We start from the raw sequence: 17,396 nt of genomic DNA, 5'->3' as shown, positions 1-17,396 counted from the left end.
TATCAGCAAAGAGCGCCATTAGGCGCTCTTCTCATCTTGGTGTACCTTACGTTTTTCGACCATGTAAATACCGCCGCTGATGGCTAAGCAGGTTACCGCTGCATACAACAACACGGGCATTTCGAGTACCCAAGCAAACGTAGCGGTTAAAAACGCGACAAACGACAGCATCCTACTCAAAGACATGACTCGACCAAGCTTTCTGTTCATAGCATCACCCTCACATACATCTTTAGTACACACCTGTATTGTCGAACTTTTGTACCAAATAAGCAGCTAAATAGATCTCAAAAAACCTGATTTGATGACACATGTCTTATAACGTCTGCCGTTCACTAACATGAATGACAACCATTATCATTTTATAAACTCATTTGTTATGTTATAACATCTCCAAATTTACGTTCAGGAAATGCACAATGAAAAAATGGATCATCGCGGCTGCAACCCTTGGCCTGATCACACTTGTCGGCTTTAAGTCCTCATTGGCTGACAAGCCCAACACCGATCTCTTGAAAATATCGGGACCTTTCGAATTTAGCAGCCAAGACCTATCTAAAGATGGTTATATGTTTACCCGCATGCAGGTCGTTGAATCGCTAGTTGGCGTAAATAAGCGTGGGAAAATACTGCCGCTGCTCGCAACAGACTGGCAAACCAGCCACGATGATTTGGTGTGGACATTCAAAATAAGGGAAAACACTTACTTTCACGATGGCTCTATATTAAATGCCCAAGCAGTTAAAAACGCGCTTGAGCATGCAATTGCTAAACCCGGCGTCATTAAACGTGTACCCATCAATACCATTCAAGCGACAGGTAACACATTAACGCTTACACTCACCCAGCCTTATCCACCATTGCTTAACGTATTGGCTCATTACACGGTCGCTATCGCCTCCCCTTCTAGCTACCAAGACAAAGACAAGACAATAACGCTTGCTGGCACAGGCCCTTATAAAATTGAACAACTGGTGCCACCTCATAAAATTCACGTCACACGTAATGAACAATATTGGGGAGAAAACGCACATATTGAGAAAGTACAATACTTAGCGGGACACCGAGCAGAAAGTCGAGCTTTGCTTGCACAGACTGGACAGGCTGATATCGTTTACACCCTTGACCCAGCGAGTATTGAACCTCTTCAAAATTCAAAGCAAGTTAACGTGGTTCGCGAGTCTATTCCACGCACCATTTTGCTCAAACTCAACAACGAACATCCTTTCCTAGCATCATACCAAACTCGGCAAGCCCTCAGCTTGGCTCTCGACCGTTCAGGTATATCTCAGCAAATTATCCGTATGCCCGGCTCAGAAGCTTATCAGTTGTTCGCTCCATCATTAGGCGCTTGGTATGTCAACAGTCTTGCCCACACTCGCCAAGATGTGGCCAAAGCAAAAGCGCTATTGACGCAACAAGGTTGGCAACCTAATGACGAGGGTATTTTGCAAAAGCAAGGGAAAACCTTTTCAGTCAACCTAACCACGTATTCAGACCGACCAGAACTGCCTGTCGTGGCGACAGCAATTCAAGCTCAACTGAAACAAGTTGGCATTGAGGTTAACATTAGTATTGATAACTCCAGTGCGATACCGGCAAAACACCAAGATGGCACACTCGAACTAGCACTAGTTGCGCGAAATTTTGGGGCAACGATCGACCCGCTGGCTCTGCTATTAAAGGATTTTGCGAATCACAAAGGCAGTGATTGGGGGCCGACAAACTGGTCATCGACTGAATTTTCCGAACTGCTAAACACGCTCAGTTCCACCAAAGATCCGCGAGAATATCGCGACCAAGCTCAAAAAGCGTCTCGAATACTGGCTCAGCAAATGCCGCTGATCCCGATTACTTTTTACACCCAACTGGTTGCGGTGAACAAACGTGTTGGAAACTTCCACTTCGACCCTTTTGAAATCAACTATCGTATTGCAGAGATGACGCTAGATGATTGATATTCTATTTCGACGCATACTCCAAGCCATGTTAGTGGCTTGGAGTATCGGCACACTGACGTTTATTTTAATGCGTTTGCTGCCCGGAGATTTTGCCTTTCGTATTGCCGCTGGTCGTTATGGGTATGACTATGTCGATGCCGATGCTGCGAAAGCTGTGCAATTAGAGTTAGGCCTTGATAGCCCTGCACATGAGCTTTACTTGCAATGGTTATGGGACTTACTCAACTTCGATCTCGGAAATTCACAGATCAGTGGTTCGCCAGTTATTCATGAAATTCAACATCAGTTGGGTTATTCCATATTACTGGCAATTGCGGCTCTAACCCTTTCGGCGTTCATTGCGATTCCAATTGGTCTTTACTGCGGGAAAAAAGCCAACAGCAACGTAGACAAAGCCGCTCTTGTGACGGCTGTTTTCATCAGGGCTCAACCTGTTTTCGTCATTGGCTTAGTATTCATTATTGTGGGTGCTCTTCATCTAGGTTGGTTTCCTGTCTCAGGATTTGGCACCCTCCTACATCTATTTCTTCCCGCCCTTACGTTAGCGATTACCCTTGCAGCGATGTCCAGTCGTTTGATACGCAATGCGACCCGAGACACATTGAACACACCGCACTTTCATTTTGCTCGGCTCAAAGGGCTGACGTTTGAGCAAGCCTTTCATCACCATGCCCGGCGACATATTGCGATACCAACCATTACCTTTCTCGGCATCCAAATGATCGGCTTAATGGAAGGCATCATCATGATTGAATCGCTTTTCTCATGGCCGGGAATTGGACACGCATTGGCTCACGCTATTTTTGCGCGAGATCTTCCGATGATTCAAGGTACCGCTTTGGTGATGGGGTTGCTGTTTGTTTTTATCAACACGCTGGTGGATCTCATTACTTATTGGCTTGACCCACGCCAACAGCAGGAGGTAGCACAGTGAAACAATATAATATGCAATATTTGGGTGTACTCTTGATTGGCTTGGCGCTTACAATCGTCATCATAGGAAAGTTGTTTAACCAAGATCCCGCTATACAAAACCTTTCACTGGCATTCAGTACACCGGACTGGCAAGAACCACTTGGACGTGATCATTTTGGTCGCAGTAACTTAGCTCGTTTGAGCGACGCAATTTTTACTTCATTAATACTGGCTGGTATTAGCGTGCTCACATCGGCAAGCCTTGGCACTTTTGCTGGTGTTGTTTCCGGTTGGAAACGAGGTTGGTGGGACAGAGCATTTTCCTTTCTAATGAATATAATCCTCGCGATGCCAGGACTTATTTTGGTGTTGCTCTTCGCTGCTCTTATTCCGGGCTCTTTCACTATTCTATACATCGCCATTGCTTTGATCTTATGGGTAGAGTTTTTCCGCGTAACCCGTAATCGCACCATGTCCGTGATCCGCTCCCCCGAGGTAGAAGCATCCATGCTTTATGGTTTTGGTAATTGGTACGTATTTAAACGCCATATATGGCCTCATTGCAAAAAAGACGTCTTCACCCTTTCCTGCTTTGGCGCTGGAAATACCATTCTTGCACTTGCCTCACTAGGATTTCTACATGTCGGATTGAAGCCACCTGAGGCCGAGCTCGGACTCATGATGGTTGAGCTTTTTCGCTATTATCATGTGGCCCCTTGGGTACTCATTCAACCGCTCATTTCTGTTTTTGTTCTCGTATTAGGTTTTCATTTACTCGCGAATGGAGAGCAATCATGACCCCGTTATTAAAGGTGGAAAATCTCAAGATATCTTCACCCCACCAAACACTGGTAGAACCGATTAGCTTCGATGTTTTCCTCAATCAACCTTTGACCATCCTTGGAGAGACAGGTGCTGGAAAAAGCCTGATTGCAGCTGCCATCACAGGAACACTTCCTCTTGAACTAACCCAGCAAGGGCATATTTATTTCAAGCAAGATAAACTAAGTAAAAGCAATCGCCACGAAAAATGGGGTAAAGAAATAGCCTTGTTACCTCAGGAACCTTGGTTAGCATTGGACCCGATTATGCCAATCCTCCAACAGGTGGCCGAAGTGCACCAGTTGGTCAACCAACATAAGCGTCCTGCTGCCCAATCTATCGCGATAAACGAAATTTCTAACGTTAGCTTAAGCAGAGACATAGCCAAATATCCATTTGAAATATCCGGCGGTATGGCGCAACGGGTCGCCTATTTATGCGCGACTCAAGCAGGAGGTGAATTGTTGCTCGCCGATGAACCCACCAAAGGGTTGGATAGCTACCACAGAGATGTGATTGCGTCACAACTACTAGAACACGTAAAGTCGGGAGCACTCATTACCATCACTCATGATATCAACCTTGCCGAAACGTTAGGTGGCAATATTATCGTCATGAAAAACGGGATTGTTGAAGAAAGCGGCGTCGCCAGTGAAGTATTAAGCAACCCACAGTCCTACTATACCCAGAAGCTTATTCAAGCAACCCCCAAGCATTGGAGAAAACGTGAAAGCCATCCTACGCATCTTCCTCTACTAAGTGTTGATAATGTATCTTTAAGCCGCTCTGGCAATGTGTTGTTCTCCGATTTAAGTTTTACCCTTCATCAGCGTGAAATCCTTGGCATTGCAGGCCCTAGTGGTTGTGGTAAAACTTCACTCGCAGACACATTACTCGGTCTTATTTCACCTGATTTAGGTGATATTCATTGGCATCAGAATGTTCACAAAGGTCAAAAGCTTAAACTCTATCAAGATCCTCCGAGTGCACACCCGCATGACGTTTCCTTACAACAATTGTTAGATGAACTCTGCCAGCGTCATTGTCTCAACAAATCTGAGATTCCTGTATTGCTAAAACGCTTAAAGCTCTCCTCGGCGGTACTCAAACGTTCAGCCAATGATGTCTCAGGGGGCGAGCTTCAGCGCTTTGCCATTTTAAGAGCACTCATGATGAAACCTAAGCTGCTGATCGCTGACGAACCAACCTCACGGCTTGATCCTATTACTTCCGCCGAAACACTGAAGCTTTTGGTTGAGTCGATCGATGAAAGCCAATGTGCCCTTATCATTATTGGGCATGATGAAGTCGCCCTTGAGAAACTATGCGATAAAGTCATCCGCTTTGGCTGACTGCATGATCAAAAAAAGAGCGCTCTGCGCTCTTTTTAGTTTCTTCAATTTAACTAAGTTAATTACAGTAAACGAGAGCCAATGGCATGCTCGCACGAGATCAGAAATACACTTCGATAAAGTAATAGGCAGTGATGGCGAAACTTGAGCATGTGACAAAACCACGCACATAATGCTGTGGAATTTTTCGAGAGACTCGTGCAGCTAAATATCCCCCGATAAGCGTTCCTAACATCACAACCACGCCCCGTTCCCAATCAATCATATCTTTAACAAGAAAAATAATTATTGCGGAGACAGATACAGCCGCCGACACAAGCAACTTCAGGCCATTCATCAAGTTGATATTGTGATAGCCAGCCAAAACCAAATAACTTAACACCACAATACCGAGTCCGGCATTAAAAAAACCACCGTAAGCCGAGACAAAAATTAACGTAGCAGCAAGTAACCAACTTTTTGAATCACTGGTGTTATTCCCGCCGACCAATCGCTTCACCTGCTGGCTTACCCAATCGCCAAAGACAAACAACATTGTCGCAAATAGCAATAACCAAGGAATTGCTTCAAAAAACACGCTTTCCGGTGTACTCAATAGTAAATAGGCACCTAATGCTCCGCCGATTAAGCTGAATAACGTGATGCGGACAGTATCGCCACCTTCAGCGATCTCTTTTCTAAACCCGTATGCCCCACTGATGTAACCAGCGCTAACTGCTAGTGTATTGGTAGCATTAGCTATAAGAGGCGGCACCCCAACCATCATTAACGTTGGGAACGTTATAAAACTGCCTCCCCCCGCAACCGAATTGATGACGCCTCCGAAAATTCCGGCGAAAAACAACAGTATCCATTCCAATGTTTGCTTCCTTTACATTATGGCTTCGGTATCGAACCTATTTGACCATACAGACAGAGCATTTGAGGGTAAATCGATAGCGGTAAAAATGAGAGCTGAGTTTCTGAAATGAAATTGCGAACGGTCACCCCACGCAAAGAGGTATAAAAAAGGCAGCTAGTGCTGCCTAACATTATTGCTTATTGTGTCGCTGAGCTTGAACCAGCCATTTATCCAGATAGTTTGCAAAGGCCTGACGATCGCTTTGATTAAGTGGCGCAGGACCACCGGTCTGAATGCCGCTACTTCGCATGGTCTCCATAAAATCGCGGATATTAAGGCGTGATTTGATATTTTCTGGTGTAAAGACCTCTCCGCGTGAACTCACAACCTGAGCCCCTTTATCGATCACTTCAGATGCTAAAGGAATATCACTCGTTACAACCAAATCATTTTTTTCTGCACGTCGAACAATTTCGTTATCAGCAACATCAAAGCCCGCTTCAACTCGGATCATTTGAATATTTTTTGATGCTGGTATCCGTACAAATTGGTTTGCAATCAAGGTTACTTGAACCCCTGTACGCTCTGCAGCACGAAACAAAATATCACGAATTACAACGGGACACGCATCCGCATCAACCCAGATTTTCATCACTTTTTACCTGATGGTTCAATTTTAAACTCCGCGCACTATATACGTTACGCTTGTACAGTGCCAATTTAAGACAAAAGAAAAGCCCTTGCGGGCCATTCTACTCGATAACGTATTATTTCAGCGGTGTTTGGCCAATCGCACTATTCATGTCCGATTCAACATCTTCACTCCGATACAACGATGCAGCATGATTATTAATAAGCTGAGCGGCTAAAGAAGGACTCACAGCCCGATGCTCACCTTTGTCGACATGGAACTCACCATCCCAGAAATTATCCCTGAAGCGGCCAGACTCCAGAAACTCAACAATGACTTTCATGGCCTTCTCCTTTTGATGACCCAATGTTAATTATAGTTCTATCATTTAAACTTACTGAATCTCACGACCATGATAGTTTTACTTTATCCAACCTTGAATTATGCTAAGAAACACCAGCCAGAAGATTTAGACAGAGGGTTTATGCTTAAGCGATTAGCCACATTTATCACGTTCGTTTTGCTTTGTATCGCAATCATCCCTACAGCTTTTGCGTCTGAACGGGCTGAAAAAGGTTGGCAGCTTATTGAGCAGGGCGCTTTGCTTGTCGATGTGAGAACTCCGCAAGAATTTAATCATAGACACGTGTCCGGCGCAGTAAACTACCCACTTCAAGATCTAAACAGTGCTTTTGCCAATATCAACAAAGATCGATTGATTGTTTTGTACTGCCGCAGCGGTAATCGCTCGGGGCAAGCCTATGACCGATTGATCAAGAAGGGATTTACCAATTTACATAACGCCGGTGGACTAAATGAGATGCTGTCAACGCAACCTAAACGGTAATTAAAACGGCTTTATTTGCTTCTTTAGTGCGCTTCGGTGTTCACATTGTTGCAAGACTTCATGACGCTCATTGGAAGACAATTGATGCCACGCAAGTATCTCCCCTAGCGTCCTATAACACCCCACGCAAACATCATCTTCATCCAAACAACACTGCCGGATACAAGGTGATAGATCATCATTTAGGTTCGCTTTATTGAACACGATAGGCGTACGACTTTGGTCTATTTTATTTCCTTTCATTCCAATCAAAATTCCACCATGTCTGTTCATTAAGTTTACGCCAAAACCCTCAAATCTGTGTGCCAAGGTGAAGAGTCACTTTAAAACCCTTTAATTAATCATTCGTACACTAACCTTTAGCTCACTTAATAAGTCTTATCATCATTTCTTCAATCATGGTTAACTTGCGTGTTATTTCGCTAATTTGGCTAAATATATAAAGCTAATTGACCAGTTATTTGTTCTTTTCCGAACCTCAGTGACAGAATAATCATTTGAACTCAAATTATTTCTTCGCTACCCTAATTAAGCAATCATTAGAAAGGAACCTCGAAATGAAATACGCAACAGCAGCCATTCTGCTTTTAGGTGCAAGTGCAACTAACGTTTATGCAAGCGATTGTGGCGACGTAACCATCGCCGATATGAATTGGAATTCTGCAACTCTTATTGCCAACATTGACCGATTCATTTTAGAACATGGTTATGGCTGTGATGCCGAACTTATACCCGGCGATACCATGCCTACCGGCACGTCCATGGTTGAAAAGGGTCAACCAGACGTTGCTCCAGAATTGTGGAGCAACAGCCTGAAAGATGCTTTAGATAAAGGCGTAGCTGAGAAGCGTCTACGCTATGCAGGTAAAGCACTGACGGATGGTGGTGAAGAAGGCTTTTGGGTACCCGCTTACCTCGTAAAGAAATACCCTGAAATCAAAACCATTGAAGGGGTGAAAAAACACGCTAAGTTGTTTGAACACCCAGAAGACCCTGATCAATTCGCTTTTTACAGCTGCCCAGCCGGCTGGAATTGCCAAATTAGTGCAGGAAACCTATTCAGAGCGATGAAGCTTGATGAATCTGGTTTCACCATTGTAGATCCGGGCTCAAGTGCTGGTCTTTCTGGCTCAATTGCAAAAGCTTATGAGCGCCAAGAACCTTGGTTTGGTTACTATTGGGCCCCTACCGCTGTACTCGGTAAATATGACATGGTGAAAATTGACTTTGGCAGTGGCGTTGATGAAGCGGAGTTCGTCAATTGCACAACGCAAGCTGAATGTGAATCTCCTAAAGTGACAATGTATCCACCATCACCAGTCCATACCATTACAACCGAGAAATTTGCTACTCGTGCACCAGAAGCTTATCAGTACTTTACTAAGCGTGGCTTTACCAATGCTGATATGAACCAACTCCTTGCTTGGATGGAAGATAATCAAGCTGATGGAGAAGAAGCGATGCATTATTTCCTCGAAAAATACCCACAAATCTGGACTCAATGGCTACCAGAAGATGCTGTGAAAAAAGTGCAACAGGCACTGTAATTCCCTTTCGACTAAACTTAACAGTAACCGTTTAGCATAACTTTAATAGCAGTAACCGGAGCGACTCATCGCTCCGGTCTTATAAGGATGTTGTATGTCTAACAATAGTTGGTGGAGCAGTTTTCCTGAAATGGAACGCTCTGACCTACGCGCAATCCGCAAAACCCTCGATGGCGCTTACCGTGATTTTTCACGAGAATACGGTGAACTCATCGAATCCTTTTTCGACCCCCTACTTTCCTTTCTTGTCTGGTTTGAAAAGCTTCTGATTTCAACCCCTTGGTTTATTATTCTCGGCTTTTGTACCGCACTCGTTTATGCCGCTAGCCGCTCTTGGAAATTAGCTGTCGGGTGCTTCGTGTCTTTACTTCTGATTGGCTATTTCGGCATGTGGGAAGACACAATGCGGACGCTGAGTATCATTACGGTTTGTACCTTATTATCTATCGTGCTTGGGATTCCTATTGGTATTGCAATGGCACGCTCAAACCGTGTCCAGTCCATCGTTACACCGATGCTTGATGTCATGCAAACCATGCCAGCCTTCGTTTACCTTATCCCAGTGGTTATGCTTTTGGGCATTGGTAAAATTCCCGGCCTTATCGCTGTTGTGATCTATGCGATTCCACCTGTGATTCGCCTAACTAACCTTGGCATCCGCCTCGTTGATAAAGAAGTACTTGAAGCAGCCACAGCATTTGGCGCCAATAAGAAACAGCGGTTGTGGGGCGTACAGCTACCTCTTGCGATGCCAACAATTATGGCAGGAATCAACCAAACCATCATGATGGCACTTTCAATGGTGGTCATCGCCTCAATGATTGGGGTGAAAGGCCTTGGTCAACCAGTTCTTAAATCTATTACTAACCAATATTTCACGCTCGGTTTGCTTAACGGCTTTGCGATTGTTGCTTTGGCAATACTGTTCGATCGCGCATCTCAAGCTTACGCGAAACGTACTCAAGCACATCTTGGAGATCTAAGGCATGACTAAACCATTAATCGAAATTAGTGGCCTGTATAAAGTCTTTGGAGCCAAACCTAAATCGGTCATGTCTCGGGTCAAAGAAGGCCAATCAAAAGATGCTGTGTTAGCAGAAACAGGACACACTGTTGGTCTTAAAGACATCAACTTACAAATCAATAAGGGTGAGATTTTCGTCATTATGGGGCTATCTGGCTCAGGAAAATCGACACTCATTCGTCATTTCAACCGCCTAATCGATCCTACCGAAGGGCAAATTTTGGTTGAAGGCATTGATGTAATGAGCCTTGGAATGAAGGCGCTCGAAGAGTTCCGTCGTCATAAAATGTCCATGGTTTTCCAACGGTTTGGCTTAATGCCGCATAGAACTGTGTTGGAAAATGTTGCCTACGGTTTAGAAATCCAAGGCATTGATAAAAATGCACGTCACGAAAAAGCGTGTGAGTGGCTCGAAACGGTAGGCCTAAAAGGATACGAAAAACAGTACCCTTCTCAGCTTTCAGGCGGTCAACAACAACGTGTTGGCTTGGCTCGTGCTCTATGTACCGATGCAGAGATATTGCTTATGGATGAAGCATTCTCAGCCCTCGATCCATTGATCCGTAGTGAAATGCAAGATCAACTGATCGAGTTACAAGACAAGTTACATAAAACTATTGTTTTCATTACCCACGATTTAGATGAAGCACTTCGTTTAGGTGATAGAATTGCGATTCTTAAAGATGGGGAGCTGGTACAGCAAGGAACACCTGATGAGATTTTGCTGCATCCAGCCGATGATTATGTTGAAGCTTTCGTAAAAGATGTAAACCGTGCACGTGCACTTACGGTAGAAACCGTGATGCAACCTCCGGTATTACGTATCACAGCATCAACGATTCAAGAAGCGTTGACACAAATGAAGCAGTCAAAACAAGATTACGGCTACCATGTCACTGATGATGGTTATCAAGGACTCGTCACCAAAGAGAGCCTAATCGATGCAGTTAAAGAAGATTCTGCTGAAGAGTTTTGTGAAACCCTTTACGAGGAAGTTCCAGCAGTCTCTCCATCTGCCGCTATTGAAGAGGTCTTAACCGAAACCATGTGCAGTGACTATTCACTGCCTGTTGTTGACGATGACGGTAACCTGCAAGGCGAATTAGAGCGTTCTGCAGTCGCTGAAATATTCTCAGAAACAACGGAAGAAGACTCTCCGCCAAAGATGGATAAGGCCTCGTAGGTCAAAAGAGCCATACACATAAAAACGCCAGCAAATGCTGGCGTTTTACTTCTGTTTCCATTCCACAACTTCTGGTATCTTACTCGCCCAATAAAACGAAGCGGCAAACACGATGAACCGAAAAAAGAAAATTAACCAAATTCTGAAGAAAAAACAGAAGAAGGCAAATGCCAAGCTTCATAAAAGTAATAAGCCACGCTATATCTCAAAAGCAGAGCGTGCCAAGCTTGAAGCTGAAGAGACACAGCAGTTATCGTCTACAGAGCAATCAGATATTCAGCAACAACCAGAAACACCAACCGAATAATGAAAGCCTGCAACATGCGGGCTTTTTAATAACAAATACAATAAATAAACGGTTAGCACAGTTAAACAACGTGTACCAGTATTACCTTTCCACCCTCTTTATCCAACCTATCAAAACGCAAAGAACAAACCTAAGACCCAAATATCAAACAAACTAAATTATTACAAAACAATTCTTACCTAGTGATAAATGACCATCACCAAAACTTGTTCTCATCAAGCTTTCTATGCTTTGTCGCTATAAGTACCAAGCGATAAAATACGCCACACCTAATGCTTTTGATTGATTTTCTTTCAGGTACCAAATGACGTACCAAATATAAGCGATTCTATAGATCAAAAACCAACTTCCATTAATATCCGTTATATCAGTGATCTGACTCGAATACTTTTCCCCCACAAAGATTTGTTCCATGGATGATCGCGACTGAAAAATAACCCTCGCTATAGGACATAAACATGCGTATTAATTTTGGTACTACTAACTTTGACGGTTCTGGTTCTTCAGCTAACTTAAATGACGACAATAGCTTCTCTATTGATCCGAACATCCCTGTTTACCAAGGACACGGCGTTGTTTCGCAAAACAGCGGCGCAACATTTAGTATCCACTCTAATGAATGGAATGGTGCTTACTCAAAAGAAGTGAGCGTTGAAACTGACGCAACTGTTGTCCACGTATCAAACTTTGTTGACGTTGACTTGACTGTTAACAATGATGTTGCAACGGTTATCAATATTTCTGATGCAAAACGTGGTCAAATTGATACGTCAGAAGGTGATTCGGTTGACGTCGTTAACGTTTTTGTTGAAGCAGGTACTAGTACCAATCCGGCTTGGAGCCATCTGTTCCAAATTGACACGGGTAATGGTGACGACATCATCACAATGCAATCATCAGGCCCTGGTTCATACGACCGCCTGACTGAATATACTATCGATGCTGGCGCTGGTCGCGACCAAATTCATGTGGATGGTTTGACTGCACCTATTGCTGATGTGACACGTCACGTCGATGGTAATGAAGGTTTTGATACGCTAACAACGAACGGTGACTCGGATCAGGTAACCTTTGAAGGCATTGAGGCTGTCATCGGTACTGATGGTGCAACACTGACCGTAGACTCAACAGTATTAGAAAATAACGGCGAAGATGCGGGCCTTATCCTTTCAAATATCGATGTTACGATTGACGATGATGTGTTTGTCGAGCAAACAACAATGACACAAGAGCAATCAGATTACCTCACTCAAAACGGCTTCAACGCAAGTGAATTTGCGGTATACAGCTACGAAGATGCAGATAACAACTCAGGTGTTCTCTTCGTTGACCAAGGTCATCTAATCTAATATAAAAAAGCCCTTCCAAAACGGAAGGGCTTAGTTATACACACCTTATCGATCAATTTCGTTTATTGATGTTTAAAGAAATCGTTATACATCATATATAAGTGAGCTGCTGACCACGAGAAGTTAGAAGCGCCCTGAACAGCTCCGGTTTCTGGGTTATAGTTTTCGCGGATTGGCATGTTTCCTGTCATCCCTTGCGCGTTATTGAAAACATCATTCGCCATCGAAATTGCTTCTGGTTTGTAACCGTAATTTTCCATCGCTCTCAATCCGAAATAAACCTGATCCAGCCATACTCTTCCACGCCAGTAAATGTCTTTACCATATGCTGGGTTAGTTTGAGAAGCGGTCGGGAATGGCACGCCTACACCTTGATATTTTTCAGAAGTGTTGAACTCGTCTTGATCTCGGATCACCGCAATCACTTTGTCTGCATTCTCCTGAGTTGCCGCACCGTTGAATAGCGGTGACCATCCTTCAGGGCCACGACCACGTGCTAATATTGGTTCACCAGCACAACCATTCGCCAGCGGTTGAGGTGTTGTGCCGTCTGCTGCAACATTTAGATGAATGTCGTAGAAGAACCCTGTACTTTCATCAAACATACATTTATTGATGTAGTCTTTGATTTCACCAGCACCATCCAAAAACTCTTGAGCACGCTCTTTACCCGGTACTTTTGCAGAAACCAATCCTGCCATTTCAGCCAGATATTTATTGTCTGAATACATGTAAGATGCTTGGTCAACCGATTCTTGCAGCATAGAGAAGCCAAGTAGTGGCTGCGCTGGATCATTATTGCTCGCTCGGTTTTCTGCAAAACGGACTTCCCAATCTTTCTTCGCCGCCTCTAGCTTAGCTTGGTTCTCAGGGGTTACATTCGCGTATTCCCATTCACTACCATTTAAAGTCATCGAATTATCAAAGCCGTACGCGTTAGCAGCATAACGCCCAAGCTGGTCAATCGTTTGGTCTGGGCTATTAATGTCTTCAGCCTGCTCGTTCATATCGTGGATATTGTAGATAAAACCAAAGCGTGCCGCGTTATCCATACCAGATTCCCAACCCGCCGCTTCCTGAGCACCGACAGACAGGTTCATATAGTCCACATCATCCAAAATCTTATTGTACGCTGCCATACCTTTGACCTGATACCAATCCCCATCTGTCGCAATGATATCGCTGGAATCAATAATCGTATTAAAGTTAGGGTCTCGTGTTTGCACCCACACATACATCACGCCATCATCAGTGTTATGAGCTGGGTCAACGGCAGCGCCGTACTCAGGAATGCCATTTTGGTTGTGATCGCGATTGCTTAACCACCAATCATGGTAAGCAACCAGCTTAGGGTACATTTCGTCAATGAAAGCTTGAGCATCGTCTTTACGTTCAAACTGGTTATTTAGCGCATGATAAACTTCCATGACTGCCCATGCTGCTAACGAAGGTTTGGTATTACGTTCATTCCAGTTTTCGGCCCCTGCACCACCACGAGACTCAGGCTTAGTATAAGTCACCACATCAAGTAGATAGCCTTCATCTTGTGGGCGAATAGGATCATCGGCTTGTATTTGATTTTGGAAAACCGTGCGAATGTTGTCCATTGCAACATCTGGATTGAAGTGTGCCATGGCGTACGCTTGCTTCCAAGAATCCCAAGGCCAAGTTAATGCGCCTGAGAACCAGCGTGCGGTCACAGAAGGCGTAACTGTAGCTTGTTTGATGTCACCAGCCGCAGAGCGCCAGTTGCCATTTAACGTTTCCATTGCTTTTACAGCAACGCGCTCTTGCTCCGGTGTCGCATCTTTGTTCGTTAAACCTTTCTTCAGGTATTTGTCCCAACGTTTCTCAGACTTATCCATGTATTTTTGCGGCTTCTTGAAAACGTCTTTAAGTTTTTCTTGCTCTGTGGATACTTCAACTGAATTATGAAGGTTGGAATAAGCGGTATAGAACGTCAATGTATCGCCATCGTCGACTTCAATCTCTGCATGAGAGGAAAATGAAATGCCGTCTGCCGTTGATTGGTTCGCAATTGAACGGACGATACGAAACTCAGCATCAGCATCATTGCGGATCGCCCAGTTATCTTTCATCTCACCAAAATTAATTTTGATGCCGTTATTAATGGGACTAATTTTTCGTTGATATTGTGGATACATTTCATCCACTGTTTTGTCTGCTTGATCAGAACGCGCATTTTCAACTAACTCACCATTCCATGACAAAGCTAACTGCATATCATCATCCGTTAGGTTGGTGATTTTAGTTTCCAACAAAGAAGTTCTATCAGTGACAAACCGTAATACCATCTGAACGCGCAGATCTTTCAGCTTTAATATCTGAACTAAGGCACCAGGAATTGAATAAATTTCTGCATCAGCTTGAGATAAATCGTAGCTCTTACCACTTTCTTCATCGGTAATTGCTAATTTGTCAAATGCTTGCCCAGACATAAAATGCGCGTATTCTTGAGTGACTTGCATAATGCCACCAAATGCACCATACCCCTTCTCATCTTCAGGCAACAAATGACCATGCCATGCACCATTATCAACAAAGGCGTTATATTTTAGATTTGAATACTCATCATAGTCACGTAAAAATTGTGGGTCACCTGTTCTATCTATAATATTAGTAAATTCAGATGATGGAGCTTGTGGGAGTTTTATTTTTTGTTCTTCGTGACAACCCACAAGAGCAATAGAAGCACCAATTAAGACAGCAAGCGTTTTTCTTTTATACATATATTATTTCCGTTATTTTATTTATAGTTAACCGCTGAAGTTAAAATTAAACTTCAGTAGATATGGTAAATTAATAAATATTTATTTTTATTTTTATTTTCTATTTGTTCTTATATATCAACAAGAACATTAATTTCAATTATCATTTATTTATTATCAATATAATTGATAAGTCAAAGCCTCATACAAAACAGGTTAAATAAAACTAACTCTACAGTTGTTGCAGAAAGCACGACATGTCAAAGACAAACCTAGATTTAACTGTCATCAGCAAATGACAATAGATAACACCATTATAAACATGATGGTATTAATAAAAATCATTCACAGCATAAATAGATATCCATTTTCGTAATTCTTGTCATCAAATTGGAGAATAATCTATATTAAAAAAATGGAAAAATAAGCTTCACAGGTCACATTTACTTACTATTAATTCAATATAAACTTAAGTTGGCAATAAAGATAATATCAACAATATAATAAGATGAAGTTTTACGGTAATAAAACTGTTAATTAGAAATTTAATATCGTTAATTTTACAATATAATTATTGAATCGATTTCAAACTTTATCTTATATTGGCTGTTATATATTCAATTAAATAACAGATCTGAGCACAAAATAAGCAGCATAAAAAAAGCCCTTCCAAATCGGAAGGGCTCGCAAGCAAAGGTAATCATTAGATTTGTGGTCTGGCCGTTTCTACCGTAGATGGTGGCAGATGCGGTAAGGTGACTTTAGGTTGTTCTCCAGTCAGTGATTTTAAGAAGTCAGTGATTTTACTCGCTTCTCCTTTTGTTAGTTTCTGACCAAGCTGAATATCAGCCATAAGTTCAACCGCTTCTTGTAAGTCCCAAACCGAACCATCATGGAAGTATGGGTAAGTCAGTTCTACGTTCCGTAAAGTTGGAACTTTGAACACAAACTTATCAAACTCATTACCAGTAATGGCTTTTCTACCAACATCAGGGTTTTCAGTTTCAAATGGTTTTACCAGCCCCATTTTCTGATACATTTGCCCCCCGGCTAATGGACCAGCGTGGCATGCGGTACACCCTTTCGCTTTGAATAACTGATAACCTTCCAGTTGGTTGGCCGTTAACGCACTATCGTCCCCTTTTAGCCACAGGTCGAATGGCGCATTTGGTGTTCTCAGCGTTTTTTCAAACATGGCTATGGCGTCGGTTACTTCATCAATCGTGAATGCTTCCTTACCATAAGCCTCCTTAAACCATTGACGATACTGCGGGATAGACTGCAAGGTGTCGATGGCGAGTTCATGAGTAAAAGCCATTTCCAACGGGTTCTCAATTGGCCCTGCTGCCTGCTCTTGCAGATCTTTTGCTCGACCATTCCAGAATTGAACAAAGTTCATATCTGAGTTGAGAACTGTTGGAGAGTTTATTGGACCAATAGACCATTTGTGCCCGATGGAACTTGGGAGATTATCCACACCACCAGTTGCCACGTTGTGACAAGAGTTACACGAAATGGTATTCGATGCCGATAAACGTGGCTCGAACCAGAGCGCTTTGCCCAGTTCCACTTTTTGCGTGTTTAGACCTTCTATGGGTTCTATTGCTTTTATCGGTTCTTCGACCGCTCTATCAGCTGATGCCCCGAAAGACACTGCGAGCAAGATGCTCATTGCTATAGTGTGCTTCATGTGACTTCCTTCTCTGAGGTTAATTTACCCTCACTCAAATCGCGCACTTCTTGGTTGGTGCGCTTACCACAGGAAGTTAAGGCAAAGTGGAACTTGAAGAAAACTCAAAAAAGCGATGAAGCTGATGAAAAAAATAGATGTTAAGAAATTATTAATTTAGATACTCCTTGATTAATCATTCCCGTCGCAAATTAGAAA

At 43.1% G+C, this 17,396-nt stretch carries 17 protein-coding genes; 10 read left to right on the top strand and 7 right to left on the bottom strand.

Annotated features, from left to right (window positions below; all coding sequences use genetic code 11):
- Positions 1–18: 18 nt before the first annotated feature.
- Entirely contained in the window at positions 19–210 is a 192-nt protein-coding gene (locus ACQEXS_RS06110) for a hypothetical protein (protein ID WP_427009739.1), read from the bottom strand.
- 209 nt (positions 211–419) lie between these two features.
- Between ACQEXS_RS06110 and ACQEXS_RS06105 the strand changes: the two genes are divergently transcribed.
- The 4 genes from ACQEXS_RS06105 to ACQEXS_RS06090 are packed head-to-tail and all read left to right on the top strand — an operon-like array spanning position 420 to position 5,050.
- Entirely contained in the window at positions 420–1,958 is a 1,539-nt protein-coding gene (locus tag ACQEXS_RS06105) for an ABC transporter substrate-binding protein (protein ID WP_427013172.1), read from the top strand.
- Positions 1,951–2,895: an ABC transporter permease gene (locus ACQEXS_RS06100; protein WP_427013171.1), complete on the top strand. Its 945-nt coding sequence runs from the start codon at positions 1,951–1,953 to the stop codon at positions 2,893–2,895. Before ACQEXS_RS06105 ends, ACQEXS_RS06100 begins: the two co-directional genes overlap by 8 nt.
- Positions 2,896–2,906: 11 nt before the next feature.
- Complete coding sequence (locus tag ACQEXS_RS06095) at positions 2,907–3,674, top strand: ABC transporter permease (RefSeq protein WP_427013393.1); 768 nt, start codon at positions 2,907–2,909, stop codon at positions 3,672–3,674.
- A complete protein-coding gene (locus ACQEXS_RS06090) occupies positions 3,671–5,050 on the top strand; it encodes an ABC transporter ATP-binding protein (protein ID WP_427013170.1) in 1,380 nt (459 codons plus the stop codon). The genes ACQEXS_RS06095 and ACQEXS_RS06090 overlap by 4 nt, the downstream gene beginning before the upstream one ends.
- 100 nt (positions 5,051–5,150) lie before the next feature.
- On the opposite strand, the gene ACQEXS_RS06085 is transcribed toward ACQEXS_RS06090, so the two are convergent.
- From ACQEXS_RS06085 to ACQEXS_RS06075, 3 genes are all read right to left on the bottom strand, one after another.
- Complete coding sequence (locus ACQEXS_RS06085; protein ID WP_427013169.1) at positions 5,151–5,909, bottom strand: sulfite exporter TauE/SafE family protein; 759 nt, start codon at positions 5,907–5,909, stop codon at positions 5,151–5,153.
- 172 nt (positions 5,910–6,081) lie between these two features.
- Positions 6,082–6,543 carry a YaiI/YqxD family protein gene (locus ACQEXS_RS06080; RefSeq protein WP_367990707.1) on the bottom strand — a complete coding sequence of 154 codons (462 nt, stop codon included), beginning with the start codon at positions 6,541–6,543 and terminating at the stop codon, positions 6,082–6,084.
- Between the two features lie 115 nt (positions 6,544–6,658).
- On the bottom strand, positions 6,659–6,865 hold the full coding sequence (locus ACQEXS_RS06075) for a hypothetical protein (protein WP_427013168.1): 207 nt from the start codon (positions 6,863–6,865) through the stop codon (positions 6,659–6,661).
- Between the two features lie 141 nt (positions 6,866–7,006).
- On the opposite strand from ACQEXS_RS06075, the gene ACQEXS_RS06070 reads away from it, so the two are divergent.
- On the top strand, positions 7,007–7,369 hold the full coding sequence (locus ACQEXS_RS06070; protein ID WP_427013167.1) for a rhodanese-like domain-containing protein: 363 nt from the start codon (positions 7,007–7,009) through the stop codon (positions 7,367–7,369).
- Here ACQEXS_RS06070 and ACQEXS_RS06065 read toward each other — a convergent pair whose 3' ends face one another.
- A complete protein-coding gene (locus ACQEXS_RS06065; protein WP_374144843.1) occupies positions 7,370–7,642 on the bottom strand; it encodes a DUF1289 domain-containing protein in 273 nt (90 codons plus the stop codon).
- Between the two features lie 284 nt (positions 7,643–7,926).
- Here ACQEXS_RS06065 and ACQEXS_RS06060 point away from each other — a divergent pair, with 284 nt between their 5' ends.
- The 5 genes from ACQEXS_RS06060 to ACQEXS_RS06040 all read left to right on the top strand — a co-directional run bounded on the left by ACQEXS_RS06060 (position 7,927) and on the right by ACQEXS_RS06040 (position 12,779).
- A complete protein-coding gene (locus tag ACQEXS_RS06060) occupies positions 7,927–8,916 on the top strand; it encodes an ABC transporter substrate-binding protein (protein WP_427013166.1) in 990 nt (329 codons plus the stop codon).
- Between the two features lie 94 nt (positions 8,917–9,010).
- Complete coding sequence (locus tag ACQEXS_RS06055) at positions 9,011–9,910, top strand: ABC transporter permease (protein WP_367989607.1); 900 nt, start codon at positions 9,011–9,013, stop codon at positions 9,908–9,910.
- On the top strand, positions 9,903–11,123 hold the full coding sequence (locus tag ACQEXS_RS06050; protein WP_427013165.1) for a quaternary amine ABC transporter ATP-binding protein: 1,221 nt from the start codon (positions 9,903–9,905) through the stop codon (positions 11,121–11,123). The genes ACQEXS_RS06055 and ACQEXS_RS06050 overlap by 8 nt, the downstream gene beginning before the upstream one ends.
- Before the next feature lie 112 nt (positions 11,124–11,235).
- Positions 11,236–11,430: a DUF2986 domain-containing protein gene (locus tag ACQEXS_RS06045; protein WP_427013164.1), complete on the top strand. Its 195-nt coding sequence runs from the start codon at positions 11,236–11,238 to the stop codon at positions 11,428–11,430.
- Positions 11,431–11,888: 458 nt separating this feature from the next.
- Complete coding sequence (locus tag ACQEXS_RS06040) at positions 11,889–12,779, top strand: hypothetical protein (RefSeq protein WP_427013163.1); 891 nt, start codon at positions 11,889–11,891, stop codon at positions 12,777–12,779.
- Between the two features lie 62 nt (positions 12,780–12,841).
- On the opposite strand, the gene ygjK is transcribed toward ACQEXS_RS06040, so the two are convergent.
- A complete protein-coding gene (ygjK, locus tag ACQEXS_RS06035; protein WP_427013162.1) occupies positions 12,842–15,529 on the bottom strand; it encodes an alpha-glucosidase in 2,688 nt (895 codons plus the stop codon).
- A 682-nt stretch (positions 15,530–16,211) separates the two neighbouring features.
- Entirely contained in the window at positions 16,212–17,198 is a 987-nt protein-coding gene (locus tag ACQEXS_RS06030; protein WP_367989600.1) for a cytochrome-c peroxidase, read from the bottom strand.
- Positions 17,199–17,396: the final 198 nt, after the last annotated feature.

Origin of the sequence: Vibrio sp. TRT 17S01 (assembly GCF_050113695.1) — a bacterium.
Lineage (GTDB): Bacteria > Pseudomonadota > Gammaproteobacteria > Enterobacterales > Vibrionaceae > Vibrio.
The sequence above is the reverse complement of the archived record's forward strand: the minus strand, read 5'-3'. Positions and strand labels throughout refer to the sequence as shown.

Bases quoted from the DNA above. Each gene is read 5' to 3' on its own strand.
- ACQEXS_RS06100 (WP_427013171.1), top strand. From the start codon at position 1,951: ATGATTGATATTCTATTTCGACGCATACTCCAAGCCATGTTAGTGGCT.
- ACQEXS_RS06070 (WP_427013167.1), top strand. From the start codon at position 7,007: ATGCTTAAGCGATTAGCCACATTTATCACGTTCGTTTTGCTTTGTATC.
- ACQEXS_RS06050 (WP_427013165.1), top strand. From the start codon at position 9,903: ATGACTAAACCATTAATCGAAATTAGTGGCCTGTATAAAGTCTTTGGA.
- ygjK (WP_427013162.1), bottom strand. From the start codon at position 15,529: ATGTATAAAAGAAAAACGCTTGCTGTCTTAATTGGTGCTTCTATTGCT.
- ACQEXS_RS06075 (WP_427013168.1), bottom strand. From the start codon at position 6,865: ATGAAAGTCATTGTTGAGTTTCTGGAGTCTGGCCGCTTCAGGGATAAT.
- ACQEXS_RS06110 (WP_427009739.1), bottom strand. From the start codon at position 210: ATGAACAGAAAGCTTGGTCGAGTCATGTCTTTGAGTAGGATGCTGTCG.
- ACQEXS_RS06095 (WP_427013393.1), top strand. From the start codon at position 2,907: ATGCAATATTTGGGTGTACTCTTGATTGGCTTGGCGCTTACAATCGTC.
- ACQEXS_RS06080 (WP_367990707.1), bottom strand. From the start codon at position 6,543: ATGAAAATCTGGGTTGATGCGGATGCGTGTCCCGTTGTAATTCGTGAT.
- ACQEXS_RS06060 (WP_427013166.1), top strand. From the start codon at position 7,927: ATGAAATACGCAACAGCAGCCATTCTGCTTTTAGGTGCAAGTGCAACT.
- ACQEXS_RS06030 (WP_367989600.1), bottom strand. From the start codon at position 17,198: ATGAAGCACACTATAGCAATGAGCATCTTGCTCGCAGTGTCTTTCGGG.
- ACQEXS_RS06040 (WP_427013163.1), top strand. From the start codon at position 11,889: ATGCGTATTAATTTTGGTACTACTAACTTTGACGGTTCTGGTTCTTCA.
- ACQEXS_RS06065 (WP_374144843.1), bottom strand. From the start codon at position 7,642: ATGAACAGACATGGTGGAATTTTGATTGGAATGAAAGGAAATAAAATA.
- ACQEXS_RS06090 (WP_427013170.1), top strand. From the start codon at position 3,671: ATGACCCCGTTATTAAAGGTGGAAAATCTCAAGATATCTTCACCCCAC.
- ACQEXS_RS06105 (WP_427013172.1), top strand. From the start codon at position 420: ATGAAAAAATGGATCATCGCGGCTGCAACCCTTGGCCTGATCACACTT.
- ACQEXS_RS06055 (WP_367989607.1), top strand. From the start codon at position 9,011: ATGTCTAACAATAGTTGGTGGAGCAGTTTTCCTGAAATGGAACGCTCT.
- ACQEXS_RS06045 (WP_427013164.1), top strand. From the start codon at position 11,236: ATGAACCGAAAAAAGAAAATTAACCAAATTCTGAAGAAAAAACAGAAG.